The 26,383-nt window shown below is 71.0% G+C and carries 24 protein-coding genes and 1 pseudogene; 8 read left to right on the forward strand and 17 right to left on the reverse strand.

Features of this window, described 5'->3' with window-relative positions; translation table 11 throughout:
- Positions 1-596: 596 nt before the first annotated feature.
- A complete protein-coding gene (locus G443_RS11330; RefSeq protein WP_026417083.1) occupies positions 597-1,100 on the reverse strand; it encodes a DUF3145 domain-containing protein in 504 nt (167 codons plus the stop codon).
- Between G443_RS11330 and G443_RS11335 the strand changes: the two genes are divergently transcribed.
- Positions 1,093-1,323: a hypothetical protein gene (locus G443_RS11335; RefSeq protein WP_155886004.1), complete on the forward strand. Its 231-nt coding sequence runs from the start codon at positions 1,093-1,095 to the stop codon at positions 1,321-1,323. The two genes, G443_RS11330 and G443_RS11335, sit on opposite strands and share 8 nt — an antisense overlap.
- A 118-nt stretch (positions 1,324-1,441) precedes the next feature.
- Complete coding sequence (locus G443_RS11340) at positions 1,442-2,752, forward strand: hypothetical protein (protein WP_026417084.1); 1,311 nt, start codon at positions 1,442-1,444, stop codon at positions 2,750-2,752.
- A 120-nt stretch (positions 2,753-2,872) separates the two neighbouring features.
- Here G443_RS11340 and G443_RS11345 read toward each other — a convergent pair whose 3' ends face one another.
- The 3 genes from G443_RS11345 to G443_RS11355 form a co-directional block, all read right to left on the reverse strand.
- Complete coding sequence (locus G443_RS11345; RefSeq protein ID WP_026417085.1) at positions 2,873-4,303, reverse strand: dihydrolipoyl dehydrogenase family protein; 1,431 nt, start codon at positions 4,301-4,303, stop codon at positions 2,873-2,875.
- An 85-nt stretch (positions 4,304-4,388) separates the two neighbouring features.
- On the reverse strand, positions 4,389-4,688 hold the full coding sequence (locus tag G443_RS11350) for a DUF6343 family protein (RefSeq protein ID WP_026417086.1): 300 nt from the start codon (positions 4,686-4,688) through the stop codon (positions 4,389-4,391).
- A 184-nt stretch (positions 4,689-4,872) separates the two neighbouring features.
- The gene (locus G443_RS11355; RefSeq protein ID WP_051313244.1) at positions 4,873-5,664 is read right to left on the reverse strand and encodes a hypothetical protein; all 792 of its coding nucleotides are present in this window, start codon (positions 5,662-5,664) and stop codon (positions 4,873-4,875) included.
- Positions 5,665-6,123: 459 nt separating this feature from the next.
- Here G443_RS11355 and G443_RS11360 point away from each other — a divergent pair, with 459 nt between their 5' ends.
- The gene (locus tag G443_RS11360; protein WP_026417087.1) at positions 6,124-7,311 is read left to right on the forward strand and encodes a DUF2382 domain-containing protein; all 1,188 of its coding nucleotides are present in this window, start codon (positions 6,124-6,126) and stop codon (positions 7,309-7,311) included.
- Positions 7,312-7,834: 523 nt separating this feature from the next.
- Here G443_RS11360 and G443_RS11365 read toward each other — a convergent pair.
- The 11 genes and pseudogenes from G443_RS11365 to ftsY form a co-directional block, all read right to left on the reverse strand.
- Positions 7,835-8,425: a DUF3558 domain-containing protein gene (locus tag G443_RS11365; RefSeq protein ID WP_245588659.1), complete on the reverse strand. Its 591-nt coding sequence runs from the start codon at positions 8,423-8,425 to the stop codon at positions 7,835-7,837.
- Positions 8,422-8,712: a hypothetical protein gene (locus G443_RS11370; protein ID WP_026417089.1), complete on the reverse strand. Its 291-nt coding sequence runs from the start codon at positions 8,710-8,712 to the stop codon at positions 8,422-8,424. The genes G443_RS11365 and G443_RS11370 overlap by 4 nt, the downstream gene beginning before the upstream one ends.
- A 23-nt stretch (positions 8,713-8,735) precedes the next feature.
- Positions 8,736-8,870, reverse strand: a complete 135-nt coding sequence (locus G443_RS25000) for a hypothetical protein (RefSeq protein ID WP_272500032.1) — start codon at positions 8,868-8,870, stop codon at positions 8,736-8,738.
- A 495-nt stretch (positions 8,871-9,365) separates the two neighbouring features.
- Entirely contained in the window at positions 9,366-9,923 is a 558-nt protein-coding gene (locus G443_RS11375) for a DUF3558 domain-containing protein (RefSeq protein ID WP_245588660.1), read from the reverse strand.
- A gap of 29 nt (positions 9,924-9,952) precedes the next feature.
- Positions 9,953-10,378 carry a hypothetical protein gene (locus tag G443_RS11380; protein WP_081715227.1) on the reverse strand — a complete coding sequence of 142 codons (426 nt, stop codon included), beginning with the start codon at positions 10,376-10,378 and terminating at the stop codon, positions 9,953-9,955.
- A gap of 437 nt (positions 10,379-10,815) precedes the next feature.
- Complete coding sequence (locus G443_RS11385) at positions 10,816-11,355, reverse strand: DUF3558 domain-containing protein (protein ID WP_081715175.1); 540 nt, start codon at positions 11,353-11,355, stop codon at positions 10,816-10,818.
- 53 nt (positions 11,356-11,408) lie between these two features.
- Entirely contained in the window at positions 11,409-11,834 is a 426-nt protein-coding gene (locus tag G443_RS11390) for a hypothetical protein (RefSeq protein WP_081715228.1), read from the reverse strand.
- Positions 11,835-12,697: 863 nt separating this feature from the next.
- Positions 12,698-13,036, reverse strand: a complete 339-nt coding sequence (locus G443_RS11395) for a P-II family nitrogen regulator (protein ID WP_026417092.1) — start codon at positions 13,034-13,036, stop codon at positions 12,698-12,700.
- Positions 13,033-14,370, reverse strand: coding sequence for an ammonium transporter (locus G443_RS11400; RefSeq protein ID WP_081715176.1), 1,338 nt, complete (start codon positions 14,368-14,370; stop codon positions 13,033-13,035). Before G443_RS11400 ends, G443_RS11395 begins: the two co-directional genes overlap by 4 nt.
- A gap of 238 nt (positions 14,371-14,608) precedes the next feature.
- Entirely contained in the window at positions 14,609-15,340 is a 732-nt protein-coding gene (locus tag G443_RS25005; RefSeq protein ID WP_026417093.1) for a D-Ala-D-Ala carboxypeptidase family metallohydrolase, read from the reverse strand.
- A 300-nt stretch (positions 15,341-15,640) separates the two neighbouring features.
- Positions 15,641-17,163 (reverse strand): annotated as a pseudogene (gene ftsY / locus G443_RS11415) (signal recognition particle-docking protein FtsY).
- Between the two features lie 207 nt (positions 17,164-17,370).
- Here ftsY and G443_RS11420 point away from each other — a divergent pair.
- The 3 genes from G443_RS11420 to G443_RS11430 are packed head-to-tail and all read left to right on the forward strand — an operon-like array spanning position 17,371 to position 20,500.
- The gene (locus G443_RS11420; RefSeq protein WP_051313410.1) at positions 17,371-18,579 is read left to right on the forward strand and encodes an anhydro-N-acetylmuramic acid kinase; all 1,209 of its coding nucleotides are present in this window, start codon (positions 17,371-17,373) and stop codon (positions 18,577-18,579) included.
- 12 nt (positions 18,580-18,591) lie between these two features.
- On the forward strand, positions 18,592-20,163 hold the full coding sequence (locus G443_RS11425; RefSeq protein WP_016699529.1) for a sodium:solute symporter: 1,572 nt from the start codon (positions 18,592-18,594) through the stop codon (positions 20,161-20,163).
- Positions 20,164-20,215: 52 nt separating this feature from the next.
- The gene (locus tag G443_RS11430) at positions 20,216-20,500 is read left to right on the forward strand and encodes a GNAT family N-acetyltransferase (RefSeq protein WP_026417096.1); all 285 of its coding nucleotides are present in this window, start codon (positions 20,216-20,218) and stop codon (positions 20,498-20,500) included.
- 13 nt (positions 20,501-20,513) lie between these two features.
- Here G443_RS11430 and G443_RS11435 read toward each other — a convergent pair whose 3' ends face one another.
- Positions 20,514-20,933 carry a hypothetical protein gene (locus tag G443_RS11435; RefSeq protein WP_155886005.1) on the reverse strand — a complete coding sequence of 140 codons (420 nt, stop codon included), beginning with the start codon at positions 20,931-20,933 and terminating at the stop codon, positions 20,514-20,516.
- 299 nt (positions 20,934-21,232) lie between these two features.
- Here G443_RS11435 and G443_RS11440 point away from each other — a divergent pair, with 299 nt between their 5' ends.
- Together G443_RS11440 and G443_RS11445 are read left to right on the forward strand one after the other, a co-directional pair.
- Complete coding sequence (locus G443_RS11440; RefSeq protein ID WP_026417098.1) at positions 21,233-22,093, forward strand: helix-turn-helix domain-containing protein; 861 nt, start codon at positions 21,233-21,235, stop codon at positions 22,091-22,093.
- An 87-nt stretch (positions 22,094-22,180) separates the two neighbouring features.
- Complete coding sequence (locus G443_RS11445; protein WP_026417099.1) at positions 22,181-22,381, forward strand: DUF397 domain-containing protein; 201 nt, start codon at positions 22,181-22,183, stop codon at positions 22,379-22,381.
- A gap of 36 nt (positions 22,382-22,417) precedes the next feature.
- On the opposite strand, the gene smc is transcribed toward G443_RS11445, so the two are convergent.
- A complete protein-coding gene (gene smc / locus G443_RS11450; protein ID WP_081715179.1) occupies positions 22,418-26,077 on the reverse strand; it encodes a chromosome segregation protein SMC in 3,660 nt (1,219 codons plus the stop codon).
- Positions 26,078-26,383 lie beyond the last annotated feature (306 nt).

Below are 26,383 nucleotides of genomic sequence, written 5' to 3' on the forward strand. Positions count from 1 at the left end.
TGGCGGGCCCCCTCGATGGACGAGTCGGGGTCCGGTGGATCGTCCGCCCGCCTCGCGGCGTGGGGCGGCCTGCGGCGGCGTCGCGCGGCTGGACCGTGCCGGGTGCCTCCGTTCCTTCCGCGTCGGGCGGACCCGGACGAGGGAGTGGCGGGACGGGAACCGCTGTCGTGCTGGGGAATCCCCCGCTCGGGTGGTCCCGGGCCATCCCCGGCCGGGGGGCGTCCACATCGGGTTCTGGCGCGCTCGCGTCGGCGCGACCGGAGTAGGGAGGTGAGGTCCGCGCCGGGGAACGCGGGCAGCGTCGGACGGGACGGTCGGCGATGGCGGGGCCGCCGGCCGCCGGGGCGGCACGGGAACGGGCGCCTGGGTCCTTTCCCGCGCCACCACCGTGCGGGGCAGGACGAGGTGGCGGGGCCGGCGGTGCCAGGACGGGGACCGGTCGCGGCTCGGGCCGGTTGCCCGGTGAGGGCCGCCGGGCTCGCGCCGCCCGTGCGGACCGACGGGACGGGAGCACGCTCGGGGACGGGAGACTTGGTCGGTCACGGGGGACTGATCGGTCACGGGAGCCCGCTCGCTCCCCGCGCGGGGAGTGGGGCTCAGCCGACCCGGTGCAGCCAGCGCACGCCGGCGCCGTCGGCGGCCCGGCGGAACGGCTCCAGGGCGTCGTCCCATGCGGTGCCCAGCACCTCGCCCACCCGGTGGTTGAAGCGCTCCGGGGAATCGCTGAGCGCCGTCATGGACCTCAGCTGGTCCTCGGTGACCATGATGTCGCCGTTGGCGCTGGTCCGGGCGCGCCACAGGCCGAGGCCGGGGACGTAGCAGAACCGTTCGCCGTCCACGTGCCGACTGGGGTCCTCGGTGACCTCGAACCGGAGCATCGGCCACGCGCGCAGCGCGGTGACCAGGCGACCGGCCGTGCCGGCTGTCCCGGTCCACTCGTGCTCGGCGCGCAGCTGACCCGCGACGGCCGGCTGCGCCGTCCACCGCAGTTCCACCCGCCCACCGAGCGCGCCCGACAGCGCCCACTCGACGTGCGGGCAGACCGCGGACGGCGACGAGTGGACGTAGATGACGCCACTGGTGCTGCCACTGGTGCTCACTGCTGACCTCCGCTGCTCGACGAGGGACGTCTTCCCCTACGACCTCTTCGAGCGGGCGTTGGACCACACCGATGGCCTAACCGCTCGGTCATTCTGCACCGGACGGCGCAGTGCCCGCCACACGAACGCGATCGAGGGGCGGCGCGGCAACCCCGAACCGTCCCCCGGTCGCTTCACCCTCTGCTGGCCCGTGTACCCCGGTGGTTCACTGTCGAACCAGTGATCACGAGCACAGAGATCGGTATACCGGGCAGTAACATGAACCGTCCTCATGTCAGCGCTACCGTGAGACGGCCCGCGCGAGGTCGGGGCGGGAAAACGACGTCCGAGGAGGTGGCCGCGTGAGGCTGGTCAGACTGGGCGAACCCGTCAGCGCCGTCGGCAACGACCTGCGAGCGGCGCTCGTCGCGTGTGGAACGGGGCGCGCCCTGCTCGGCGGCGTCGGAGTCCTCGGCGGACGCCCGGCCGGTTCGGCCGGCCAGGTCGACGCCGTGCTGGTGCTGCCCAGGGCGGTCCTGGTGGTCGTCGGTGTCGACCTGCCCGAACCGGTGCGGGCACTGCGAGCCCCCCTGGACGCCCCGTGGAACCTGGACGGCACTCCCCTGCCCACCCAGGCAGGAGGACCACATCCGGCGGCCGCCGCGCGGACGCTCACCGCCGAGATCCAGTCCCGCCTGAACCGGCTACCCGGCACCGTGCCGCCCGTCCGGACCCTGATCGCGGTTGGACCGTTCGTCGAGCGGGTGGAGCAGGCCCCCGGCGACCGCGACGCGGGCGTCCGGGTGTTCCACCCCAGCCCCGCCACGGTTCTCGGAGCGGCCCGGGAGCTGGCCGACCACCCCGCGCCGTGCCAGCCAGCCGACGCCAGACGCGTCCTCGACCTGCTCTTCCCACCCGGGTCGGGTCTGGCCGCCGGCATGACCGACCTGGCCGGCCTCACGGAGGAGGACCTGGCACGCGAGGGTTTCGGGTCCGACGCGACCACGACGGGAACGACGTCGACCGGCCGGTCGGGGGTGGGGCCGACTGGCACCACGCGAGAACCCCCGCCGAGCAGCGGCCCGCACCGCCCCACCACCGGCCGCACCAGGCTGACCTGGCAGGGCTGGGCCGCCGCCGTCGTCGGGGTCGGGGTCCTCGCTGCTGGCGGAGTGGTCCTCGCCCTGTCCGGCTCGGACCAGGACGTGAACGCCGACCAGCCCGAGAGTTCGGCCGGCGAGAACACCGCCGAGTACCGCGAGGTCGCCGCCGACTCGGGCACCGGGTGCGCCGACAACGCCTTCGGGGACGTGCGGACCTGGTTGCGGGAACACGACTGCTCGACGCTCTCCCGAGGTCTCCTCGACCTCTCGGTGAACGGTCGAGCCGTCGGGGTCTCCCTCGCCGTGGCCACCTTCGCCGACGAGGACACCGCCGGTGCGTTCCAGGACCTCGTCGAGTCCCCCGGCCGAGGCGGGGTGGACGACCTGCTGCGCGACGGGCACGAGTGGCCGACCGGGCCCGACGACTTCCACGGCGCGGCCTTCGTCACCTCGCGGGAGGGGGCCGAGGTCAGGATCGCGCAGGCCGTGTGGTCCGAGGGCGGGGCGGATCCGCAGGACGCCACCCTCCAGGCCGCCGCCAGGAACGCGTTGCGGGTGAACCTCCGCTGAGCCCGCCCCCCTTCGTCCTCGGAACCCTGATCTCCGTGCCGTGCCGCCCGCTGGCCCGGCATGCCGCTCGCCGGGTCGCGCGGCGTCCACGAGAGGCGGACCCGGGTTCGGCTGCCCGGGTCAGAGACCGTAGCTCTCCAACAACCGCAGCCACACCTCGCTGATCGTGGGGTAGGCGGGAACCGCGTGCCACAGCCGGTCCAGCGGGATCTCGCCCACCACGGCCACCGTGGCGGCGTGCAGCAGCTCCGCCACGTCGTAGCCCGCGAAGGTGACCCCGACCAGCACCCGCCGCTCCTCGTCGACCACGATCTTCGCGGTGCCCCGGTAGTTCGCCGCGTGCAGTGCCGAACCACCGACGGCGATGTCCAGTTCCACCACCCGAACCGGCAGGCCCGCTCTCCGCGCCTCCTCCTCGGTGCGGCCCACGCTCGCCACCTCGGGGTCGGTGAAGACCACCTGCGGTACCGCGACGTGGTCGGCCGACGCCCGGTACCGCGTCCACGGCTCCGGCTGGTCGGCCTCGCCCACCCCGGAGGCGCGGGCGGCCACCACGTCCCCCACCACCCGGGCGTCGTACTTCCCCTGGTGGGTCAGCGGAGCTCGCCCCGTCACGTCACCGGCCGCGTACAACCAGCGGCCCGGCACCCCGTGCACGAGCCCGCTGTCGTCGACGGTCAGCGCGCCGCCCTCGGTGAGCCCCACCGAGTCCAGGCCGAGGTCCGAGGTGGCCGGCCGTCGTCCCGTCGCCACGAGCAACTGGTCGGCCGCGACCTCGCGGCCGTCCGAGAGGTGCAGGAGGATCCCTCCCCCGCTACCGCTGACCCGGTCGAGCTCCGTCCCCAGCAGCAGTTCCACCCCCGACGCCCGCAGACCCTCCGCCACCAGCTCACCGGCGAAGGGCTCGAAACGGTTCAGCACCCGCTCGCCCTTGACCACCATCACCACCTGCGAGCCCAGCGAGGCGAAGGCCTGCGCCAGTTCCGTACCGGCCACACCGCCTCCCAGCACCGCGAGGCGGTCGGGAACGGTACGGGCGCTCGTCGCGTCGCGGGTGGTCCAGGTGGGGACATCGGCCAGCCCGGGGACGGGCGGCGTGACCGGCTGGCTGCCGGTGCACAGGATCACCGCGTGGCGCGCCGACACCTCACGTCGCTCCCCACCGGTGACGACCTCCAGTTCTCGCTCACCCACCAGCCGGGCCCGTCCGCGCAGGACGGTGAGCCCGACGCCCTCCGCCCACTCGACCTGCCCCCCGTCGTCCCAGTGCGAGGTGAAGGAATCCCGGTTGGCCAGGACCTCGGCGACGTTCAGCCCGTCCCCCGCGGCCTCACGCGCTCCGGGGACCCGACGCGCCGCCGCCAACGCCTGTCCGGGGCGGAGCAACGCCTTGCTGGGCATGCACGCCCAGTAGGAGCACTCCCCGCCCAGGAGCTCCGCCTCCACGATGGCGGTGCGAAGACCACCGGCCGACGCCCGAGCGGCGGCGTTCTCCCCGACCGCCCCACCGCCGACGACCACCACGTCGAACTCGTCCCTGCCCGCTGCCATGCCCAGCACCTCTCCCCTCGACAGCCCGGCGTCGCGCGCTGGGCCTCGTCGTCGCTCGCCGGCCCCGAACGGCCGGCGCGGTCCCTCAGCCCGGCTCGCCACGCCGCTTCCGGTGCAGGACCCAGCCGAAGTCGACGACCGCGACGACCGCGAGAACGACGAGGACGACCCCGAACGCCACGAACCCGTTGAGGAGGAGCAGCACTCCCACGACCCCGCAGAACAGCACGCCGAACCCGGCCAGCCACAACCTGAGGGTCAACGCGCTGCGAGCGGGAGCCGCCCCGCCGAACCCCCCGGTCGGGTCGTGGTAGTCGTACAACCCGCGCTCGTACTCCTCCCGCGTCCGGCGCTTCCTCGAACCGTCGTCATCCCGGTGTGTCATGGTCCTCGGCTACCCGGGAGCACGGCGGTCGATACCTCCCGTAGCTCCTGGCCCCGACGCGCCGCTCCCCCGGCCGGCCGGCACGACCTGACAAGGGCACGGGGTGCGGCCCCGACCGCACGGAGGTGTGGGAGTTCGCGGAGGAACCGCCCCCTGCCCGTGACGCGGGCACCAGGAACTCGACTCACCTGTCCGGGGAGTGGGGAGCGCCCTCGGCGGCCCCGTCCGGGAAAACCGCCACGATCTCGCCGGACCCCGGGTCCCGGGGCCGGACGAACCCCTCGTTCGCCGTCACCGGCGGTGACGGATCGACGGGGATGGGCTCCTCCGCCGGCGGACGTGGCGTGGGGACCACGGGAGGCAGGTCGGCCGACCGCAGGCGAGGTGGCAACGTCAGGTAGGGGCGGAGCACCCGGCGCAGGACGGCGGCGGGGAGCAACAGGGGAACGACAGCGGCCAGTGCGGCGGCGAGCGACCCCGCCGACAGGACGTCCGGGGGGAGCAACCGGGCGGTGCGGTCGACCACGGCACGCCGGAAGGGGAGCGCCGCCAGGTAGAGCACGGTCATGAACAGCAGCATCCCGAGCACCGCTCGGTGCACCGCCGCGTGGTAGCCCAGTCCCTCGGCGGACACCATCACCGCGACCCACCCGAGCAAGGCGGAGAACTGCGCCCGCCGGGTCGTCGCGGCCCAGGCCACCCCCGCCAACCAGCCCAGGGTTCGCAGCAGCGGCGCCCTGGAGTCCTCCGCCAGCCACCCGCGCACCGCCGAGGACACCCCACCCAGATCGGCGCCCAGACCGGCCAGGGCAGCCTCCGGCACCCGCAGCGGACTCCAGCCGTCGCCGACGAGGTAGTGACCCACGATCCAGGCCAGGGTCCAGGCCGAGATCAGCAGGGCGAGGGCGAGGTGCCAGGGCGGGCGGCGCAGGGCGATGCGGAACAGTCGAAGGACATCCTGCCGGCTCGACCACATGGCTTTCCTCCCCCTCACCCCGCCCGTCGGTCACCTGGGCGCTGTGATCGATAGTGGCCCTGCGGGGCGAGGTTGGGAAGGCACTCAGCCGACCGGCGGCGCGGCCGCCAACATGGTCACCGAGAGTGATCGCGGGCGTGGGTGGGAAGCCGTCGCACGGCATCCGGGGCCGGCGGCACGCGCCCGCGACACGCGCGCGGAACAGCGATCACGGGCCGGCCTCACCGCTCCCGGGCGCGCGGCCCGGGTGGGCTCGGCGTCCGAGTCCCCGGCCGCGTCCCCACCACCGGGTGGGTGTCGGGAGGAGGCCCGGCGTCCCCGGCCCCGGAGAACCCCTGTCACGGCAGGAGGACGAGGTCCCCCGGAACCACCGACGACTGCTCACACCTTCGGGTATTTCGCCTGGCAGAACCACCCCGCGGGTACTCCAATCAGAGTAGTCGTCTGGAGGTGGCAAACATGACCAGTGACGTGCAGGACATCAGGGAGCTTCCCGGCCGGACCGTCTACGGGGCGGACGGTCAGAAGATCGGCAAGGTCGCGCAGGTCTGGTTGGACGGCCCATCCGGCGAACCTTCCTGGCTGACGGTGCACACCGGCCTCTTCGGCATGCACGAGATCTTCGTGCCGATGGCCGGGATGCACATGACCGAGAACGGCGGCATCGAGGTGCGCTACAGCAAGAACCAGGTCAAGGACGCGCCCCATGTCTCCCCGGAGCGCGGCGAGCTGCCCTTCGAGGAGGAGCGCAGGCTGTACGACTACTACGGCCTGCCGCGACAGCGGGAGAGCGGCGAGCAGCTGTCCGGCGCCGAGGAACGGACCGCGACGTCGCAGGACACGGCCACCGAGCCGCCAGGACCCGTCCACGCGCCCACCCCGCCCCAGCAACGCTCCGAGAGCGGCGAGGTCGCCGCAACACCCCCCGTCGGGCCGCCGCCCCCTGGGGAGGCCACCGCCGGCGAACCGCTCCAGACGCCGAGCCAGCGGCCAGCCGAGGCGTCCGCGGCCGGAGCGACCACCCCACCACCGCCGCCCGCCGCCGACGCCATGGCGCAGGCCGCTGACATGCCGCTGGCCACGAACCGGGCCGAGACGTGGCCGGAGCGCAGCACCGAACGGACCGCACCCACCCCGACCGTCGCCCCGCCACCGCCGGTCACTACCGACGCCCCCGGCACGCCCGTCGACCCGGGGGCCGTCACGGCACCCGTGCCGGTCGAGGAGGCGACCGGTAGGGAACAGGCACCGTTGACCACCGACGAGGAAAGCACCATGACCCGCTTCGAGGAGCGGCTCCTGGTGCGGACCGAACGGGTACGGGTCGGACGCGCCCGGCTGCGCAAGTACGTGGTCAACGAGACCGTGCAGGTCAACGTGTCGCTCAAACGGGAACGCGCCCGCCTGCGGACCGAGGCCGTGTCGGAGACCGAGCGAGCGGCCTACGGAGAGCACCTGGACCTCGGGGAGGAGGAACAGGAGATCGTGCTCTACGAGGAGCGGCCGGTCATCTCCCGCGAGATCGTGCCCGTCGAGCGCGTGCGGTTGGCCAGTGAGGTCTACCTGGAGGAGGAGACCATCACCGAACGCGTGCGCGCCGAGCGGATCGAGGTGGAGGAGGAGACCACGGAGACCCGCCCACGCTGACCCCGGGACGGGGCCCGTCCGCCTGATGCTGGGACGGGTCCCGCAAAGGCCAGTCGGAACGGCTCCTCCACCCGAGGGCGCGAGGAACACGAGGCGCGAGCTGGCTCCGGTCGCTGTTCAGGGGATCACCCGCCCGTCGGCCCTCGCCGAGCGGGAACCAGCAGCCGAACACAGCGGTCTCGGGTGCCTGTCACACCTCGCCGATGCCCCCGCTCACCTCCTGCGCCAGTGCGGAAGGCAGGCTTCGGTTCGCACCCGCGTCCCACCCCTACCGTGAGCCCCCGGCCTCGTCACCGAAGTGGACCAGCCTCCCAGGGCGGTGAGGCTCGCCAACCACCGCCCGCGAGGTCACCTCCGCCCGCCCCGCTCCACTCCTGCGCACGCGCGTCGCGCACCCCGTACGGGACATCGACCAGCGGCCGCGCCGCAACCACCGGAACAACCCGGGCAGTGGCACCGTTACCCCTCGCGCCGCGGACGGCGCCACCCCCACCAGTCTCGGACAAGCCGACGATCGGCGGGACTACCGCGCCTCACGCGGCAGTTCTGGTTCGAGGACTCCGGCCACCCGCTCAGCGGACTCACACGCCTCCTCCCGAGACTCCGTGAAGCTGACCACGACCGTCGCGTGGGCTGATTCCCCGAGTTCCATCGAGATCTGGCACTTGTTCGGCTCACGGTCGTCAGTGATCAACAGCGCGCGTAGCGGACCAACCTGGTATTCGGTCAGGTTGTAGTCGGTCAGGTTGAGCTCGTCCAAAGCTCGATCAACGCGAATGTTGATAGACAACAGCGGGGTCTCCAACGGCGCCACCGTATAACTACACGCATAAATAACGCCGACGTCTTCGAAGTCAGCAGTAGAAGGGTCGAACCCCAGGTCAGCAACTTGCTCGGCGTCGAGGACCTCGCAAGGCAGCACGCTCGCCAACTCCTCCTCAGACGACGGCCCATCTTCAACAGCCCTACCCGCCGTATCAGAACTACCTGGAACCGGCGTGGGGACGGAGAGAGCTTGCCCAGGGGTTTCCGAGGTGCAGCCCGTCACAACGGCGAGCAGGGCAACACCAGCAGTAGCCACAGCACAGCGATGACGGGGTGTCCAACCGATCATGGAAGGTCGTCTCCGGTGTTGGTCAGCAGGGTAGCGTTCTCAGCATCCCGATTCTGGGTGTTACGGGCGGAAGCCCTGATCGCTGCGGCAAGGTCCTCGAGCGCCTTGATGTAGAGCACGAGGTTCTCCCTGGCCGAAGTAGGCGTGCCCATCGCTGTCACCCGGTCCTGCTTGGCCATCGTCAACGCCACCGGACTGGAACCAAGCCGAACGTCCTGCTCCAGAAACTCGAAGTACCTGAGCCGCTTGCGGGCTCGGACGGCGATGGCGTCGATCTTGGCGGCCATGCTCTCGGCGCTCTCGGGGTCGATCAGACCTTGCCCGCCGCGGCCGCCGCGCCGAACGCCGCGACACTGCCCGTCATCTTCGCCGTCGAGGGAAACGCGGAACCGACACCGCCGCCGTCGCTCTCGATGTGCACACTGCCTCCCACATCCTCCGCCACGGACCGACCTCAGCCGGTACGCCGCACCGGCCAACGCTACCAACGGCGACGCCACGAACCAGCGGGAATCGGCGCACCTGTGCCGAACGGAGCAGCAACGCCGAACAGCAGAGCGCGAACCCGAACGAAGTCCGCCACCACGGCCCCCGACCCACCCGCCACCACCCTCGAGAGCGACGCGATCTCTGGTGACAGCTGGTCCGTTCTCACGCACCTACCGACACCCGTGTCCGAACCGGAAGCATCGAACGACCATGACGAACAGGCCAGGCCCATCGGAAGGCACGACCTGGCACCCGTCCGACACGGGTGCGCCGACGGACCGGTTCCCCCTCCCACCGCCCCCACCAACCCGCTTCCACATCTCCCGCAGATCCAGCAGAAGGCACCAAACAGCGTCTGCCCTCGACCGTGGCTGAGGCAGCTCAGCCAACCACACCGCTGCCTCTCGCACCCTCGCGATCAGTGCCACCCCACTCCCTCCGGAGGGTAGGCTCACCGCGCCTCACGGGGCAGTTCTGGTTCAAGGACTTCAGCGACCCGCTCAGCGGACTCACACGCCTCCTCCCGCGACTCCGTGAGGCTGACTATTACAGTAGCGTGGGCTGATTCCCCGAGTTCCATCGAAATCTGACACTTGTTCGGCTCACGGTCGTCAGTAATCAACAGTGCACGCAACGGACCAACCTGGTAATCTACGAAGTTGAAGTTGGTCAGATTCAGATCATCCAAAGCCTGGTTCGCGCCGATGTTGATAGACAACAGCGGGTACTCCAACGGCGCCGCCATGTAATGGCACATGAAAATGAGGCCAGCGTCTTCGAAGTCAGCAGTCGAGGGGTCGTACCCCAGGTCCGTAACTTGAACAGGGTCGAGCACCTCACAAGGCAGCACTCTGGCCAACTCATCGAAAGAAGACCCATCCTCGACCGAGGATGTGCCCGCTGTATCAGAACTACCTGGAACCGGCGTGGGGACGGAGAGCGCTTGCCCAGGGGTTTCCGAGGTGCAGCCCGTCACAACGGCGAGCAGGGCAACACCAGCAGTAGCCACAGCACAACGATGACGGGGTGTCCAACCGATCATGGAAGGTCGTCTCCGGTGTTGGTCAGCAGGGTAGCGTTCTCAGCATCCCGATTCTGGGTGTTACGGGCGGAAGCCCTGATGGCCGCGGCAAGGTCCTCGAGCGCCTTAATGTAGAGCACGAGGTTCTCCCTGGCCGAAGTAGGCGTGCCCATCGCCGTCACCAGGTCCTGCTCGGCCATCGTCAACGCCGCCGGGCTGGAACCAAGACGAACGCCCTGCTCCAAAACGTCGAAGTGCCTGAGTCGCTTGTTCGCACGAACGGCGATCGCGTCGATTTTGGCGGCCATGCTCTCGGCGCTCTCCGGGTCGATCGAGACCTTGCCCGCCGCAGCGGCCGCGCCGAACGCCGCGATGCTGCCCGTCATCTTCGCCGTCGAGGGGACCGCGGAACCAGCACCGCCGCCGTCGCTCTCGATGTGCACGCTGCCTCCCACATCCTCCTCGCGGACCGACCTCAGCCGGTACGCCGCACCGGCCAACGCTACCAACGGCGGCACCACGAACCGGAGAAAATCGGTTCACCTCCGCCGAACGGAGCAGGGACGGGCGAACAGCGCACCCAGATCAAGCGCAATCCTCCCGGCCACCCGGACCGAGAGACCGCCCCCCACCAGCCGGCATCACCGTCGCGGTGATGACGTGGCTCTCCAGCACCACAAGGAGCACGCACCCGAAAGGAGCGGAGACGCCGAACCGCGTGCCGCTCGAGCAAGGGTCCTCAGGAAGCACTGCCGCCCTCGGCCGACATCCAACAACAGTCATGCCCCCACAGCACAGGGGTAGCCCGGTTCGAACACCCCGTTGCCTTGCGTGTCCTTACCCTCAGTGCCGCCCACGACTCCACCAGCCCGACGGGGAATCACGGCGTCTCGCGGGGCAGTTCGGGCTCCACGGCAGCAGCCAGCCGCTCTACTGCCTCACACGCCGCTTCCCGTGAGTCGGTGAACATCACGCGAACCGTGGCGTGGGCGTTTTCCCCGAGTTCCATCGAAATCTGGCACTTGTTCGGATCACGGTCGTCCGTGATCAACAGTGCTCGCAGTGGGCCGACCTGGTGATCAATCGCGTTGAAGTTGGTCAGATTCAGCTCATCCAATGACTGGTCCACGCCGATGTTGATAGACATCAAAGGACGCTCCGAAGGAGCCGGCCTGTACTGACAAAGGTTGAGAATGCCGACATCATCGAACTGGGCAGTCGAGGGGTCAAACCCCAAGTCGATTATCTGATCGTCAGCAAGAATACCACAGGGCAAGATGGCCGCCAACTCATCGTCGAAGTTCGCCCCGGCCTCGACAGGGGATGCGTCCGCCGGATGAGGACTATTCGGCGCCGATTCGGAGGCAGAAAGAGCTTTCCCAGGGATTTCCGAGGTGCAGCCCGCCACAACCACGAGCATGGCAACAACTCCCATAACACCCGCAGCTGAATTCTGACGGCGTGTCCAACCGGTCATACGAGGTCGTCTCCGATATTGGTAAGCCGGGTGGCGTTCTCAGCATCCCGACCTCGGGTGTTACGGGCGGAAGCCCTGATGGCCGCGGCGAGATCCTCGAGTGCTTTGATGTAGAGCACGAGGTTCTCCTTAGCCGAGGTGGGCGTGCCCACTGCCGTCACCAGGTCCTGCTCGGCCATAGTCAAAGCTACTGGACTGGAACCGAGACGAACGCCCTGCTCCAAAATCTCGAATCTGCCAAGACGCTCCTCGGCGCGTGCCGCGATCGCGTCGATTTTGGCGGCCATGCTCTCGGCGCTCTCGGGGTCGATCGAGACCTTGCCCGCCGCAGCGGCCGCGCCGAACGCCGCGATGCTGCCCGTCATCTTCGCCGTCGAGGGAAACGCGGAACCGGCACCGCCGCCGTCGCTCTCGATGTGCACACTGCCTCCCACATCCTCCTCGCGGACCGACCTCAGCCGGTACGCCGCACCGGCCAACGCTACCAACGGCGACGCCACGAACCAGCGGGAATCGGCGCACCTGCGCCGAACGGAGCAGCAACGCCGAACAGCAAGGAGCGGAGACGCCAAACCGTGTGCCGCGAAGACCCGGGCCCGCAGGAGGCACGGCCGCCCTTGGCCCGCACGGGTGTGCCGACGGACGGTTCCCCCTTCGCACCATCCGTCGGCCCCTTCCCACACCCTCACCCCTCGCCCCGACGCCTTTCCGCTGTCGGGGCCGTGGTCGTGTCGGACGTCCCGTCGCCGCCCACCCCCCGGTGGGACAGCGGGTCCGCCGGCACGACCGGGGCCCGGCACCCCGGGGTGACCGACCCCTCGTACGGCCACCCCGGAAGCAGACGCCGGTTCGACAGGGCGGTGGTCCTCCTCCCCCGGAGGACCCGCCCGGTCACCGCGCCGTCAGGCCGCGACCGGTGCCGTGCGGGTTTCGCCCCACCCCCTGTGGGGGCGAAACCCTCGGCTCCCTCGCAGGCCCGGCTTCCCGGCCTGACGTGATCAATGGTGGCGTCCGCGATCTTCTGGGGGCAGCGTGAAGGCCCTTCATTCGGGCTGTGTAGTCCTACGCATCCGGGTCTGGGGGCGGTCACCGGGGTCGCCGTGCGGAGTCCGGGCGGTGTTGTCACCGTAGACCGCCGAACGGCGGAACGGGGCCAGGCGCGCGGGCTCGTCCAGGAGGACGCACCGCCGGGACGTGGAGGACGGCGGACGTGGCAGGGCCCCGTTCCCTGGACGGGAACGGGGCCCTTCGGGTCTCCTGGCGGCGGTGGTCGTCGCGCGACGGTCTAGATCGCCTCGGAGTCGCGTTCGCCGGTGCGGACCCGCACGACGGTCTCCACGGGTGTCACCCAGACCTTGCCGTCGCCGACCTCACCGGTGCGTGCCGCTTCGACCACGGTCCTGATGACGTCCTCGGTCCTGGTCTCGTCGACCAGCACCTCCACCCGGAGCTTGGTGATGTAGTCGACGGCGTACCCCGCACCCCGGTACACCTCGGTGCGGCCCTTCTGCCGGCCGTAGCCGCGCGCCTCGCTCACGGTCATGCCGAGCACGCCGAGGCGGTCGAGGCCCGCCCTGATGTCGTCCAGCGCGGCCGAGCGGACGATGGCGGTGACCAGCCTCATCGGGAACTCCTCTCGGCGATCACCGGGCCGTCGGTGGAGCCCGAGGGTGCTGCTCCAGGGGACTCGGTCCGGCTCGCGGTCGCGGGTCCGGCCAGCGCGTACGCGCTCTCGGCGTGTTCGGTGCGGTCGACGCCGAGGTCCTCGTCCTCCGGCTTGGCGCGGAACCCGATCGTCGCCTTGATGGCGAGTGCGAGCAGGAGGCTCACGACGAACGAGAAGGCCAGGACCGCGAGGGCGCCGACGGTCTGCCGCCAGAGCAGGTCGAGGCCACCGCCGTAGAACAGCCCGGCGACTCCGCCCGCCTCCTCCGAGGCGAGGAGGCCGATCATGACGGTGCCGATCATGCCGCCGACCAGGTGGACGCCGACGACGTCGAGCGAGTCGTCGTACCCCAGCCGGTACTTCAGACCGATGGCGAGCGCGCACACGGCGCCGGCGAGGACACCCAGGGCCACCGCGCCCACCGGGCTGACCGAGGCGCCGGCTGGGGTGATCGCCACCAGACCGGCGACGATGCCCGAGGCGGCGCCGAGGGTGGTGGCGTGGCCGTCGCGAATCCGTTCGACCAGCAGCCAACCGAGGATCGCGGCTCCCGTGGCGACCAGCGTGTTCACCATGACGAGTCCGGCGGTGGCGTCGGCGGCCAACGCGGAACCCGCGTTGAAGCCGAACCAGCCGAACCAGAGCAGGGCGGCGCCGAGGACGACGAACGGCAGGTTGTGCGGTCGCCCGGGGTCCTGCGGCCAGTTGCGGCGGCGGCCGAGCACGAGCGCCAGGGCGAGTGCGGCGGCCCCGGCGTTGATGTGGACGGCGGTCCCACCGGCGAAGTCGATGGCCTCCAGGCTGTTGGCGATCCACCCGCCGACGTAGCCGGTCTCCTCGTCGTCGAAGGAGAAGACCCAGTGCGCGGCCGGGAAGTAGACCAGGGTCGCCCACAGGCCGGCGAAGACCAGCCAGGGGCCGAACCGGGCGCGGTCGGCGATGGCGCCGGAGATCAACGCCACCGTGATGATCGCGAACATCGCCTGGAAGGCGACGAACACGATGGTGGGGATCGAGCCGGACATGGCCGATCCGTCGATGAGACCACGGAGCCCGAGGAACTCGGTGGGGTCACCGAGCAGGCCACCGCCGACGTCCTGCCCGAACGCGATGGAGTAGCCGTAGAGAACCCACAGCACGCCCACGACGGCCATGCTCCCCAGGCTCATCATGATCATGTTGAGCACGCTCTTCGCGCGGACCATCCCGCCGTAGAAGAACGCCAGGCCGGGCGTCATCAGCATTACCAGGGCAGCGCTGGTGAGCACCCACGCGGCATCGCCACTATCCATGTCGCCTCCATTAGACCGAACTGGCGCGAGCATTGATGCCGGCTATTTCCGTCGTCGTCCCTGGAGGTTTCGGCGCCGTGAAGTGTGAATGTTCCTCGTTACGACGGCGTGTCCCCTGATCGTCTTCCTCCGGGCGTCGATCTCCGCCGCGCGGGGGCGGGGCACGCGACGGGGCGGGAGCGCCCCGCGCTCCCGCCCCGCGACCTGGTACCCGGTTTCACCTGGGGTTCCCCGTGGGTCAGACGGCCCAGTAGTACCCGCCACCGCCGTAGGAGTACTCCACCCTGCTGTCCACGTGGGTGAAGGTCGAGTACCGGATAATTCCGGAGAAACCGGACGTCTGCGCGTAGCCGATGACCTGGCTGACGGAGCGTCCGCTCACCACGATGTCCGCGGCGATGCCGTAGGTGTGCTGGCTGTTGGCCGCGCCACCGACGGCCGAGTTGTGCGACCGGCTGCGGAAACCGGAATTGATCGTGATGGGCCGGTCACCCGCCTTCTTGCGGATCGCTTCCAGCTTGTACATCAGCCGCCGGACGTTCTCCCGAACGGTGGATGCCCCGACGTTCCCGCCGCTGAACCCGGCCCCGTCCTTCGAGTGGAACTCGGAGAAGTTGAAGTGCCGGGTGGAGCCGTCCGAGGCCTCGAGCCAGTTCAGCTGGGCCTGGGTCGCCGGGCCGACGATGCCGTCCGACGCGAGGCCGTATGCCGACTGGAAGCGGCGGACCGCCCCCTCCGTCGCCGGGCCGAACTGACCGTCGATCGCGATGTGGGTGCGGGAGGAGCTGCCCGCGGCCCATCCCGCGACGCGGATCTGGAGTTCGCGGACGTCGGCGCCGCTGTCCCCCACCCGCAGTGTTCTCGTCCAGTTGTAGGCGTGCGCCTCCGGCGCCGTGGCCACCGACACGGTGCCGGTGAACAGGGTCAACGCCAGCAGCGCGACCGCGACCCGCCCCAGTATTCGCAACATTCGTCCGTCCTCCGTCGTGAGGTTGGACCGCCGTCACCCAGCCGGTGCCGGCGGGTGGACCAACACTGCACACCTGTTCCCGGTAAGGACAGACCGGACGGCGAGAATTCACGGTGAGATCACCGATTCGGCGGAGTAGTCACCACGGACGGAGTAGGGACACCCGGCAGATGACGGAACGCCGTGCCACCGCACGGCGTCAGCGGTTCACCGGAGGATGACGCGCTGCTCCTCAGCCACTCGCTGGAGGGCGACACCGGTGGAGGGGCCCGCGACCGCCTCCACCGGTGTCGTCATCGCTCAGTCGAGCAGCGCACGCACGAAAGCGCCGGGTTCGAAGGGCGCGAGGTCGTCCGGCCCCTCACCGAGGCCGACCAACTTGACCGGGACGCCCAACTCCCGCTGGACCTGGAAGACGATCCCGCCCTTCGCCGTGCCGTCGAGTTTGGTGAGCACGATCCCGGTGACGTCGACGACCTCGGAGAACACCCTGGCCTGCACCAGCCCGTTCTGACCGGTGGTCGCGTCGAGCACCAACAGCACCTCGTCGACCTCGGCCTGCTTCTCCACGACCCGCTTGACCTTGCCCAGCTCGTCCATCAGCCCGGTCTTGGTGTGCAACCGGCCCGCGGTGTCGACGAGGACGGCGTCGGCCTCCCGCTCGATGCCCTGGCGCACGGCGTCGTAGGCCACGCTGGCGGGATCGGCCCCCTCACGTCCCCGGACGACGACGGACCCGACCCGTTCCGCCCAGGTGGCGAGCTGGTCCGCCGCGGCGGCCCGGAAGGTGTCCGCCGCGCCGAGCAGGACCTGACGCCCGTCGGCGACGAGGACCCTGGCGAGCTTGCCTGTCGTGGTGGTCTTGCCCGTGCCGTTGACCCCCACCACGAGGACCACGGCCGGCCGCCCGCTGTGCGGCAGCGCGCGAACGGACCGTTCCCAGCCCGGCTGGAGGGCCTCGACCAGCACCTCGGACAGCATTCGCCGCACCTGGTCGGCGTCGCGCACCCCGCTGGTCGCGATCCTGGCGCGCAGCTTCTCCACGATCTCGGCGGTGGCGGAGGCCCCCAGGTCGGCCAGCAGCAGCGTGTCCTCGACGTCGGTCCAGGAGTCCTCGTCGAGATCACCGGCGCCGAGCAGGCCGAGCAGGCTCTGCCCGAGGGTGGACCGCGACCGGGACAGGCGTCCTCGGAGCCGCTCCAGTCGGCCGGTGGTGGGTGCGATGGGCTCGGTGGGAGCCGAGGGCTCCTCCGGCTCGGTGACGGAGGTCTCGGCCGGGGGACCGGGGGGGACGGCGGCTCGACCGCCGGTGGCGTCGTGCTCGGCGGTTCGGGGGCACGGCGCGGTGGGATGTCCGTGGTGGTCCCGGGGTCGGTGGTCGCCTGGTCACCGTCCTCCGGGAGCTCGACATCCACCACGTCCCGGCGGGCGGTGTCGCGGGGAACCGAGGCGTCGTCGCCGACCCCGGGTTGGCCGTCGGTCTCCGTCCGCTCGGTCACCGGGTGCTCGGCGGCCTCGCTGGGCGCCTCCGCCGTGGGCGGTGGCGTCGGCGGCCGTTCCTGGTCGGTGGCGGGAGCCGTGGCCGGGCGGTCCGGGGACTCCGTCGTCGGCGGGGCCGCCGAGCCCGAGGACAGGCTCACTCCCCCGCCGGCCTGGTACCCGCCGCCCCGCGCGCCCGGGCGGCCCTGATCGAGCTCCTCGGAACGCCGGGCTTCCTCGCGCAGGCTGATGCGCCTTCGGCGTGCCAGGAGCAGACCGGTCACCAGCGCGACGACCAGCACCACGGCAACAGCGGCAATGATCCAGATCAGGGTGGTTGACACCGCCCCATCCTCGCACTGGACGCACGTCACCCGCCGCACGGTCGGGGGCGGGGTGGGTGTGGTGGGCCGGGGGCCGGGGGCCATCAGGCCGGAAGCCCCGCCCGGGGTTCACCTACCGCGATCAACCACTTGCGCGAAGCAGCGAAGTGCTCTAGACCACATCAGGTGAAGAGTTCTCGGGTGGTCGGGTTGATCTCGGGGACGTCGATGGACGCCGTCGACGTCGCGGTGGTCGACCTCGCCCTGTCCGGGGACGCGGTGCGGCTGGACACCCTGGGGACCGACGCGGTCGAGTACCCCCCGCGGCTTCGTGCGCGCCTGGCTGCGGCCCTCCCGCCCGGCCGGTGCGACACGGCCGAACTCTGCCAGCTGGACACGGAGGTCGGGCAGGCCTTCGCCGCCGCCGCGCGACATGGCCTCGCCCGGTGGGGAGGCGGCGCGGCCGGGCTGGTCGGCTCACTCGGGCAGACGATCTACCACTGGGTGGACGGGGGCCGCTGTCGCGGGACGTTGCAGATCGGGCAGCCAGCCTGGATCGCCGAGGCCACGGGCCTTCCGGTGATCTCCGACCTCCGTGCCAGGGATGTCGCGGCAGGGGGGCACGGTGCGCCGCTGGCGGCCCTGCTGGACTCGTGGTGGTTGGCGGCCGTGTCGGCCGGCTCCGACCAGCCACCCAGCCGAGGGACCACGGTCGCGCTGAACCTCGGTGGGATCGCCAACATCACCGTGGCCTCGGGCCCGGACGTCGTCGCCTACGACACCGGCCCGGCGAACGCACTGCTGGACGCGGCGTGCCTCGAGTTGACGCGGGGCCGGCACGACCACGACCCGGGGGGAACCCTGGCGGCGGACGGCAGGGTGCTGGACGGGCTGCTCGACCGGCTGCTGGCCGATCCCTACTACGCGGCCCCGCCGCCGAAGTCGACCGGCAAGGAGTACTTCAACGGCGACTACCTGCGCACCGCGCTCGCCTCGTGGTGGGGGGACCGCCCTGATGACGGGCGGCCCGGGACCGCTGACCTGCTGGCCACCCTGGTCGAGCTGACGGCTCGCACCGTCGCGGACGCGTGCGCGCGGCACCGGGCGGACCGGGTGGTGGTCTCGGGCGGCGGCGTCGGCAACCGCACCCTGATGTCCGCCCTGGCCAGGGCCGTCGCACCCGCCGAGGTGGTCACCGCCGAGGCTCTCGGTCTCCCCTCCGACGGCAAGGAAGCCTGCCTCGCGGCGCTTCTCGGGTTCCTCGGCTGGCACGGCCTCCCAGCCAACCTGCCGTCGGCCACCGGTGCCTCCGGTCCGAGGCTGCTCGGGTCCATCACCCCGGGTGCGGACCCGTTGACCCTGCCCCAACCACACCCCCAGCGGCCCCGACGCCTCCTACTCGGTGAGGTCGACCGGCAGCTCCCCACCGCGATCTGATCGGGAGGCACCGTGCACACCCTGGACCTTGCCGTCATCGTCGGATACCTGCTGCTGATGCCGGTGCTCGGCGTCCTGTTGGCGGGCAGGCAACGCTCATCCTCCGACTACTTCGTGGGTGGCCGGAACCTGCCCTGGTGGGCCGTGTGCTTCTCGGTGGTGGCCACCGAGACGTCCGCGCTGACGGTCATCAGCGTGCCGACCGTCGCGTACCTGGGGTCCTTCACCTACCTGCAGTTGGCGATCGGTTATCTGATCGGTCGCATCGTGGTGGCCTTCGTGCTGCTGCCCCGCTACTTCCGGGGGAACCTGGTCAGCGCCTACGCCTTCCTGGGGAAGCGCTTCGGCGGCGGGCTCCAGGGCGCGACCTCGGTGACCTTCCTGGTGACCCGGCTGCTGGCGGACGGGGTGCGCCTGTTCGCCACCGCGATCCCGGTCAAGATCCTCCTGGCGACCTTCGGCGTGGAGGCCGAGTTCTGGCAGATCATCCTCGGCCTGTCCCTGTTCACCGTCGTCTACACCTACCTCGGCGGGATCAGGGCCGTGATCTGGGTGGACCTCGTGCAGATGGCCCTCTACACGGCGGGCGGGTTCGTCGCGGTGGCGCTGCTCGCCGGTCGGCTGCCGGACGGGTGGTTCTCGGGGCTGGTGGAGGCGGGCAAGCTCCAGTTCCTCGACTTCGGCTCGCACGTCCTGACCAACCAGTACGCCTTCGTCACCGCGGTCCTGGGCGGGGCGGTGTTCGCGATGGCCTCCCACGGCGCGGACCAGTTGATGGTGCAGCGGCTGCTCGCCTGCCGCGACGTCCGCGACTCCCAGCGCGCCCTGATCGTCAGCGGCGTCGTGGTGTTCTTCCAGTTCGCCCTGTTCCTGCTGGTCGGGGCCATGATGTGGATGTTCTACCGTGGCGCGGCGCCGGCCGAGCTCGGCATGGCCACCAACGACGACCTGTTCCCCACCTTCGTCATCACCGAGTTCCCGCCCGGCCTGTCGGGGTTGTTCGTCGCCGGCATCCTCGCCGCCGCGATGAGCACCCTGTCCTCGTCGCTGAACTCGTTGTCCACCTCGACGGTGAGCGATCTCTACCAACGGTTCAGCCGGCGACCGCTGGCGGACTCCGTGATCCTGCGGCACGGCAGGATCTGGACGCTGGTGTGGGCGCTGGTCTTCGTCGTCTTCGCCTCGCTGTTCACGGGAACGGACAACCCCGTGGTCGAGATGGGCCTGAGCATCGCGAGCTACACCTACGGGGCGCTCCTCGGCGCCTTCCTGCTGGGGCTGCTGGTGAAGCGGGCCCGTCAGGGCGACGCGCTGGTCGCCTTCGGTTGCACTGTCGTGGGGGTACTGCTGATCGCCTTCGGGGTGAAGATCCCGGTCGGGGGAGAGGACCTGGCGCTGGCCTTCCCGTGGTACACGCCGCTGGGCGTGCTCATCACCCTGGTGGTGGGTGGCCTGCTGTCGTTGCGGCACCGCGACGACGTCCCCGCTCCCGCCTCCGGCGACGACGACCCGGTCTCGCCCGACGGCGGAACGGGGACCCGCCCCCGGGTGTCGGACGCCGACACGGCGGGTACCTCCTCCTGACGGGACGATCGGGGTGGGGCCGCGCGGGAGCGACGGGAAGGGGTGGCACGGCGTGGACATCGAGGTGCGGGACGTGTGGGAACGATCGCGTTACGAGGTCCTCGTGGACGGGAGGCCCGGCGGCTTCCTCGACTACCAGCGGGAACCCGGGTTGTTGGTCCTCACCCACGCCGAGGTGCGACCGGAACTCGGCGGCCGAGGCGTCGGTGGGGAGCTGACCAGGCGCGCGCTCGACGACATCCGGGGCCGGGGCCTCGCCGTGCGCCCGCGGTGCCCCTTCGTGGAGCAGTGGATCCGTCGGCACCCCGAGTACGGGGACCTGGTCGCGGGCGGGTGAGGTCTGGCGGCTCTCACGGGCCGCGCAGCAGGTCCAGGCCGCCGCGCAGGTGCCCGAGCAGTTCCTCCCGCTGGTGGGAGGTGAACACCACGCTGATCTCGTCGTCGCCCGGTGCGAGGGTGAGCGTGACCGCGCGGCCGTCGGCCGGGCGCGTGACCCGCATCCGCATGACGCCGTGAAGATCGTGCGTGCCCGTGACATCGCTCGGTGCGGGTCCGGCGGTGTCCGCCACCGCGTCGATCAGTCCAGTGACACCTGATCGGTTCAGAAGGATGGAGAATCGCGCGGTGGATGCCAAACGTAAGAACAGTCCACGTCTGTCCTCACTCAACTCCACCTGATTGGTGCAAGGACCACTGCGAATATCACTGCCTGTCACACGTCGGTAGAAAGTGAAGGTGCGCGTCTCAGCCATTCGCATGATGCCTGTCACCTCTTCTGGTTACTGACCTAGTCAGTACCGCGAGCCGCGCAGCCGACCCTCTAATGTGGTGGCGCGTCGAACGGGACCGACGGGTGACGCGCAACGCGGGATCGCGGTTGTCGACCACCCCGCGAATGCGGCGCACCCGGCACCGACCTACCATCCCGTGAAATTTTCAACCAGACAAGAGCCCAACGGACACTTTCGATGGTTTCACCCGAACGAGTAACGCGATGGGGTCCCACCCCTCCGTAGAGTCCAGTAGGAGCGGGGCTTGATCATTCGTAGGGGTGACAAAGGAGGCACGGGTGACCCAACGTGGCAACCCGACCGCACGGAGGCGCCAACTCGCCCGGGAGTTACGGCGACTCCGCGAGCAGGCCAGGCTCACCCTGGAGGCCGCGTCGCCGCTGCTGAACTTCTCCCCGGCGAAGCTGTCCAAACTGGAACGCGCCCAGCAGGCGGCCCACCCCAACGACGTCACGGTGATGCTCGCGGCTTACGGCGTGACGGGCGACCGCGCCATCTCCCTGGTCGAGCTCGCGAAGGAGGGCCGGCGGAAAGGGTGGTGGGAGATCTACGGCGACGCCGTGATCGACTGGTTCGAATCGTACATCGGGCTGGAATCCGACGCGTCCGAGATCCGCACCTTCGAGATCGACCTCATCCCCGGGCTGCTCCAGGCCGAGGACTACGCGCGGGAGGTGATCCAGGCCTGGCGCTCGGACATCGACGTGGACACCATCGAGCGCCGCGCCAAGCTCCGCGCCGCACGGCAGTCCCGGCTCAGCGAGGAGGACCCGCTCGCGCTGCACGCGATCGTCGGGGAGGCCGCGTTGCGGCAGCTGATCGGCGGTGCGAAGGTGATGGCGCGTCAGCTGGAAGGGCTCCTGGAGAAGGCTGAGCTGGACAACGTCACCATCCAGGTGCTGCCGTTCAGCGCCGGAGTGCACTCCTCCCTCGGCACGGCCTTCACCACTCTGTCCTTCCCCGACGACGAAGGCGATGTCGTGTACCTGGAGACCCTGAGCAAGGGGCTCTACATCGAGGTCGCCGAGGACGTGGCGCGGTACAACGAGATCTTCGACCACCTTCGCGACACGGCGCTGTCGCCCGGGGACTCCGCGAGCCTGATCCAACGTCTGATCGACGAGTTCCTGGAAGGCTAGCTCGTGTGGCGGGGCGGCCTCGGACGGTGGTCCGAGGCCCGTTCTCTGCTGCCGCCCGCGGACGAGGGATAGCAAGGAGGAGAGTGAGTGAGCACACAGTTGCCCGGTGTGCGCTGGCGGAAGAGCAGCCGAAGCAACGGGGGCGGGAACTGCGTCGAGATCGCACGACGGCCCGACGTCATCGACGTCCGGGATTCCAAGAACCCAGCTGGGCCGGTGCTGACCTTCGAGTCGGCGGAGTGGCGTCGCTTCCTCAGCGGCATCGCCACCACCCGCTGCCTCGGCTGAACCGAGGGACCCACCGGAGCGGAGCCGGAACGACCCTCACCCGCCAGGCGTCCCCACGCCGGTCTCCTCCCCACCCGAGTCGAGTGTCGCCGCCACCGCGGCGAGCGCGCCCGCCCGGTCGGTGGCATCCCGCAGCCGCTGCGAGATCACCGTCGTGATGCCGTCGCCCCGCATGCTCACCCCGTAGAGCGCGTCAGCGATCTCCATGGTCGGCTTCTGGTGCGTGATGATGATCAGCTGCGAGGTCTCCCTGAGCTGTTCCAGCAGGCCGATGAGCCGGCGCAGGTTCGTGTCGTCCAGGGCCGCCTCGACCTCGTCCATGACGTAGAAGGGCGAGGGCCGGGCCCGGAAGATCGCGACCAGCATCGCCACGGCGGTCAGGGACTTCTCCCCGCCGGAGAGCAACGAGAGCCGTTTGACCTTCTTCCCCGGGGGACGGGCCTCGACGTCGACCCCGGTGGTGAGCAGGTCGTCGGGGTCGGTGAGCACCAGTCTGCCCTCGCCACCGGGGAACAACGTGGCGAAGACGACCTCGAACTCCCGGGCCACATCGGTGTAGGCGGTGGAGAAGACCTCCAGGATCTTCTCGTCCACCTCCTTCACCACGGTCAGCAGATCGCGGCGGGTGGCCTTGAGGTCCTCCAGCTGCGTCGACAGGAAGCGGTACCGCTCCTCCAACGCGGCGAACTCCTCGAGGGCGAGCGGGTTGACCCGGCCCAGCAGGGAGAGGTCCCGTTCCGCCCGCTTGGCGCGCCGCTGCTGGGTCGCCCGCTCGTAGGGCACCAGGGCCGGCGCGACCACCTGCTCACCGCGCTCGCGCGCGGTCTCGAACTCGGCCAGTTCCGCCGGGCTCGGCGGAACCGGGACCGTCGGGCCGTACTCGGCGACCAGCTCGTCCAGCCCGATGCCGAAGTCCTCGGCGATCTTCGCCTCGAGCTGCTCGATCCGCAGACGGCGCTCGGCCCGCACCACCTCGTCCCGATGGGCGGCGTCGATCAGCTTCTCCAGCACCGTCCCGAGTTCCCGCGCCCTGTTGCGGACGGCGGTCAGCGCCTCCTCGCGTTCGGCGCGCCTGGCCTGGGCGACGTCCCTGGCGTGCGCGGCGGCGGTCACGGACACCGCGAGCCTTCCCAGGGCGCTCTCACCCGCCCTGGCGACCACCCTGGCCACCTCCGCGGCCCGCGCCCTGGCCGCCCGGGCGGCCTCGGCCCGAGCCCGGGCCTCCCGCTCGGCGTGGGCGGCGCGGCGCAGCTGGTCGGCCTTGCCCTGGACGGAACGGGCTCGCTCCTCCGCCGTGCGCACGGCGAGCCGCGCGTCCAGCTCGACCTCGCGCGCCTCGGCCAGGCGCCGGGCCGCCGCGTCGCGTTCCTCGGTGTCCGGCTCCTCGGCCTCGGGTTCGCCCTGCGCCGAGGACAGCCGCCGTTCCAACTCCTCCAGGTCGCGCACCGCGTCCCGGCGCGCCTGGTCGGTCTTGTCCCGCTGCGTCGTCAACCGGCCGACCTCCGCCTGCGCGGAGGACGCCGCCTGGCGCAGCCGGTTCAGCCGCTCCCCACCCCGGGCCCGGTGCACGCGGGCCTCGTTGACCGCCTCCTGGGTGCTCCTGACCAGGTCGCGGGCCGCCTGTTCCGCCTCCCTCGCCTCCGCGACGGCGGCGGTGGCCCGGTCCACCCGCTCGGCCGCCGCGTCCCGCTCCCGGCGTGCCTCGTCGAGCGCCGCCTGCACCTCGATGACGCTCTGGTCCCGTTCCGAGCCACCACTCGCCCAGTCGCCCCCCAGGACGTCGCCCTCGGAGGTGACGGCGGTCAGCCCGGGCAGCGCGTCGAGCACCGCACGGGCGGCGGGCAGGTCCGCCACCACCACCACGTCACGCAACGCGCGTTCCACCGCGGGCCGCAGCGACGCCGGGCCGCTGATCCGGTCGGCCGCCCAGGTCGCCCCGGCGGGCAGGGGTGGTCGCGGCGACGACCCGGTGGGTGGTCCGCCGGCCAGCAGGAGCCCGGCCCGTCCGGCGTCCTCCTCCTTGAGCAGTCGCAACGCCTCGAGTGCCTCCTCGCGGCCGGCCACGGCGACCGCGTCGGCCACCGGGCCGAGCGCCGCGGCCAACGCGACCTCGGCGCCGCTGTCCACGGTGAGCAGCGATGCCACCGACCCGAGCAGCCCGGGGACCCGGTCGGCCGCGGCCAGCAGGGCCCCGGCGCCGTCCTTCCGGCGGAGCCCGAGGGACAGCGCCTCGACCCTGGCCCGCCACGAGGCGACCTCGCGTTCGGCTGTCCTCTCCTCGGCCACGAGTTCGGCCACCCGGTCCCTGGCCAGCTGGCGTGCCCGGGCGGCCTCGGTGGCCCGGTCGGCGAGCTCCCGCTGGTCCAGGGCGGCGCCGTCCTCGGAGGACTCGTGTTCGGCGTGCTCGGCGGCGGCGAGCTCGGCGCGCTCGACGGCCTCCTCCAGGGCCTCGGAGAGCCGCCCGAGCTCCTCGGTCGTGTCCCCGACCTTCCCCCGGAGCGCGTCCACCCGACCGCTGAGTCGCGCCAACCCCTCCCTGCGGTCGGACACGGCTCGGACGGCGGCGAGGTGCGCGCGTTCGGCCGCCTTCACCTCGGCCTCCAGGTCGGACCGGACGAGTTCGGTCTCGGCCATCCTGGTCCGCGCCTCGACGACCTCCTCACGCAGCTGTTCCTCCAGCTCCGCGGTCCGCTCGGCCTCGGCCTCCAGTTCCTCCGGGTCCCGTCCCGGGCGCTGGTCGGCGCTGGCGGAGGACAGGTGCCGCAGCCGCTCCTGGGCGAGCCGGACGGTGCCGCGCAGTCGTTCGTCGAGTGCGGAGAGCTGGTACCAGGTGTCCTGTGCCCTGGTGAGGCGCGGGACGTCGGCCGCCAGCCGTTCCTCCAGCTGGGTCTGCTCCGCCTGCGCGTCCTGGAGCATCCGCTCCACCTCGGACCGGCGGTCGCGGACGGCGGCCTCGTCCTGCTCGTCCCTGGCCAGCTCGGCGCGGGCGGTGACGAGGTCGTCGGCGACCAGCCTGAGCCGGGCGTCCCGGAGCTCGGCCTGAACGGTCTGGGCCCGGCGGGCGATCTCGGCCTGCTTCCCCAGCGGCTTCAGCTGCCGGCGGAGTTCGCTGGTCAGGTCGGTGAGCCGGGTGAGGTTGGCCTGCATGGCGTCGAGTTTCCGCAGCGCCTTCTCCTTGCGCTTGCGGTGTTTCAGTACGCCCGCCGCCTCCTCGATGAAACCCCGCCGCTCCTCCGGTTTGGACTCCAGGATCGACGACAGCTGCCCCTGTCCGACGATCACGTGCATCTCCCGCCCGATCCCGGAGTCGGAGAGCAGCTCCTGGATGTCGAGCAGCCGGCAGGAGTCGCCGTTGATCTCGTACTCGGTGGCGCCCTCGCGGAACATCCGGCGGGTGATGGACACCTCGGTGTACTCGATCGGCAGCGCGCCGTCGGAGTTGTCGATCGTGAGCGTCACCTCGGCGCGACCGAGCGGGGGGCGCCCGGAGGTCCCGGCGAAGATGACGTCCTGCATCGTCGCCCCGCGCAGGGCCTTCGCGCCCTTCTCCCCCATCACCCAGGTCAACGCGTCGAGCACGTTGGACTTCCCGGAGCCGTTGGGACCGACCACGCAGGTGATCCCGGGTTCGAACCGCAGGGTGGTGGCCGAGGCGAAGGACTTGAAGCCCTTCAGCGTCAGGCTCTTCAGATGCACGGGGAAACGGACCTCTCGATCGCCACCGGGGGCGTCGGCGCGCCCTGCTCGTCACGGAGCCGGCTGCACGCCGGTCCCGGTGGACGGGAGCGGCGGGCCGGTCGTCGACGGCCGCCGCGGGAGTGCCCTTGCCGGGCGCCTCACCCACGCTGACCTGGCGGAGCGACCACGCCTCTTCGGCCGTGGCGCGGGTCGGCACCGCGCTGCGAGCATACCCATTGAGCCCGAGGTGAGCGTCGTCGAACGGGCTCCGCGCCGCTCGGCGTCGGCTGTCAGAGGACCCACTCCCACGGTCAGGCGTCCTTC

This window comes from Actinoalloteichus caeruleus DSM 43889 (assembly GCF_000429185.2).
Taxonomy (GTDB): Bacteria; Actinomycetota; Actinomycetes; order Mycobacteriales; family Pseudonocardiaceae; genus Actinoalloteichus_B; species Actinoalloteichus_B caeruleus.

What these genes read in the sequence shown, in the direction of transcription:
- G443_RS11345 (WP_026417085.1), bottom strand. Translation starts at nt 4,303, where the DNA reads ATGGCAGCGGGCAGGGACGAGTTCGACGTGGTGGTCGTCGGCGGTGGG.
- G443_RS11350 (WP_026417086.1), bottom strand. Translation starts at nt 4,688, where the DNA reads ATGACACACCGGGATGACGACGGTTCGAGGAAGCGCCGGACGCGGGAG.
- G443_RS11355 (WP_051313244.1), bottom strand. Translation starts at nt 5,664, where the DNA reads ATGTGGTCGAGCCGGCAGGATGTCCTTCGACTGTTCCGCATCGCCCTG.
- G443_RS11360 (WP_026417087.1), top strand. Translation starts at nt 6,124, where the DNA reads ATGACCAGTGACGTGCAGGACATCAGGGAGCTTCCCGGCCGGACCGTC.
- G443_RS11365 (WP_245588659.1), bottom strand. Translation starts at nt 8,425, where the DNA reads ATGATCGGTTGGACACCCCGTCATCGCTGTGCTGTGGCTACTGCTGGT.
- G443_RS11370 (WP_026417089.1), bottom strand. Translation starts at nt 8,712, where the DNA reads ATGGCCGCCAAGATCGACGCCATCGCCGTCCGAGCCCGCAAGCGGCTC.
- G443_RS11385 (WP_081715175.1), bottom strand. Translation starts at nt 11,355, where the DNA reads ATGCTCGTGGTTGTGGCGGGCTGCACCTCGGAAATCCCTGGGAAAGCT.
- G443_RS11395 (WP_026417092.1), bottom strand. Translation starts at nt 13,036, where the DNA reads ATGAGGCTGGTCACCGCCATCGTCCGCTCGGCCGCGCTGGACGACATC.
- G443_RS11400 (WP_081715176.1), bottom strand. Translation starts at nt 14,370, where the DNA reads ATGGATAGTGGCGATGCCGCGTGGGTGCTCACCAGCGCTGCCCTGGTA.
- G443_RS25005 (WP_026417093.1), bottom strand. Translation starts at nt 15,340, where the DNA reads ATGTTGCGAATACTGGGGCGGGTCGCGGTCGCGCTGCTGGCGTTGACC.
- G443_RS11420 (WP_051313410.1), top strand. Translation starts at nt 17,371, where the DNA reads ATGGACGCCGTCGACGTCGCGGTGGTCGACCTCGCCCTGTCCGGGGAC.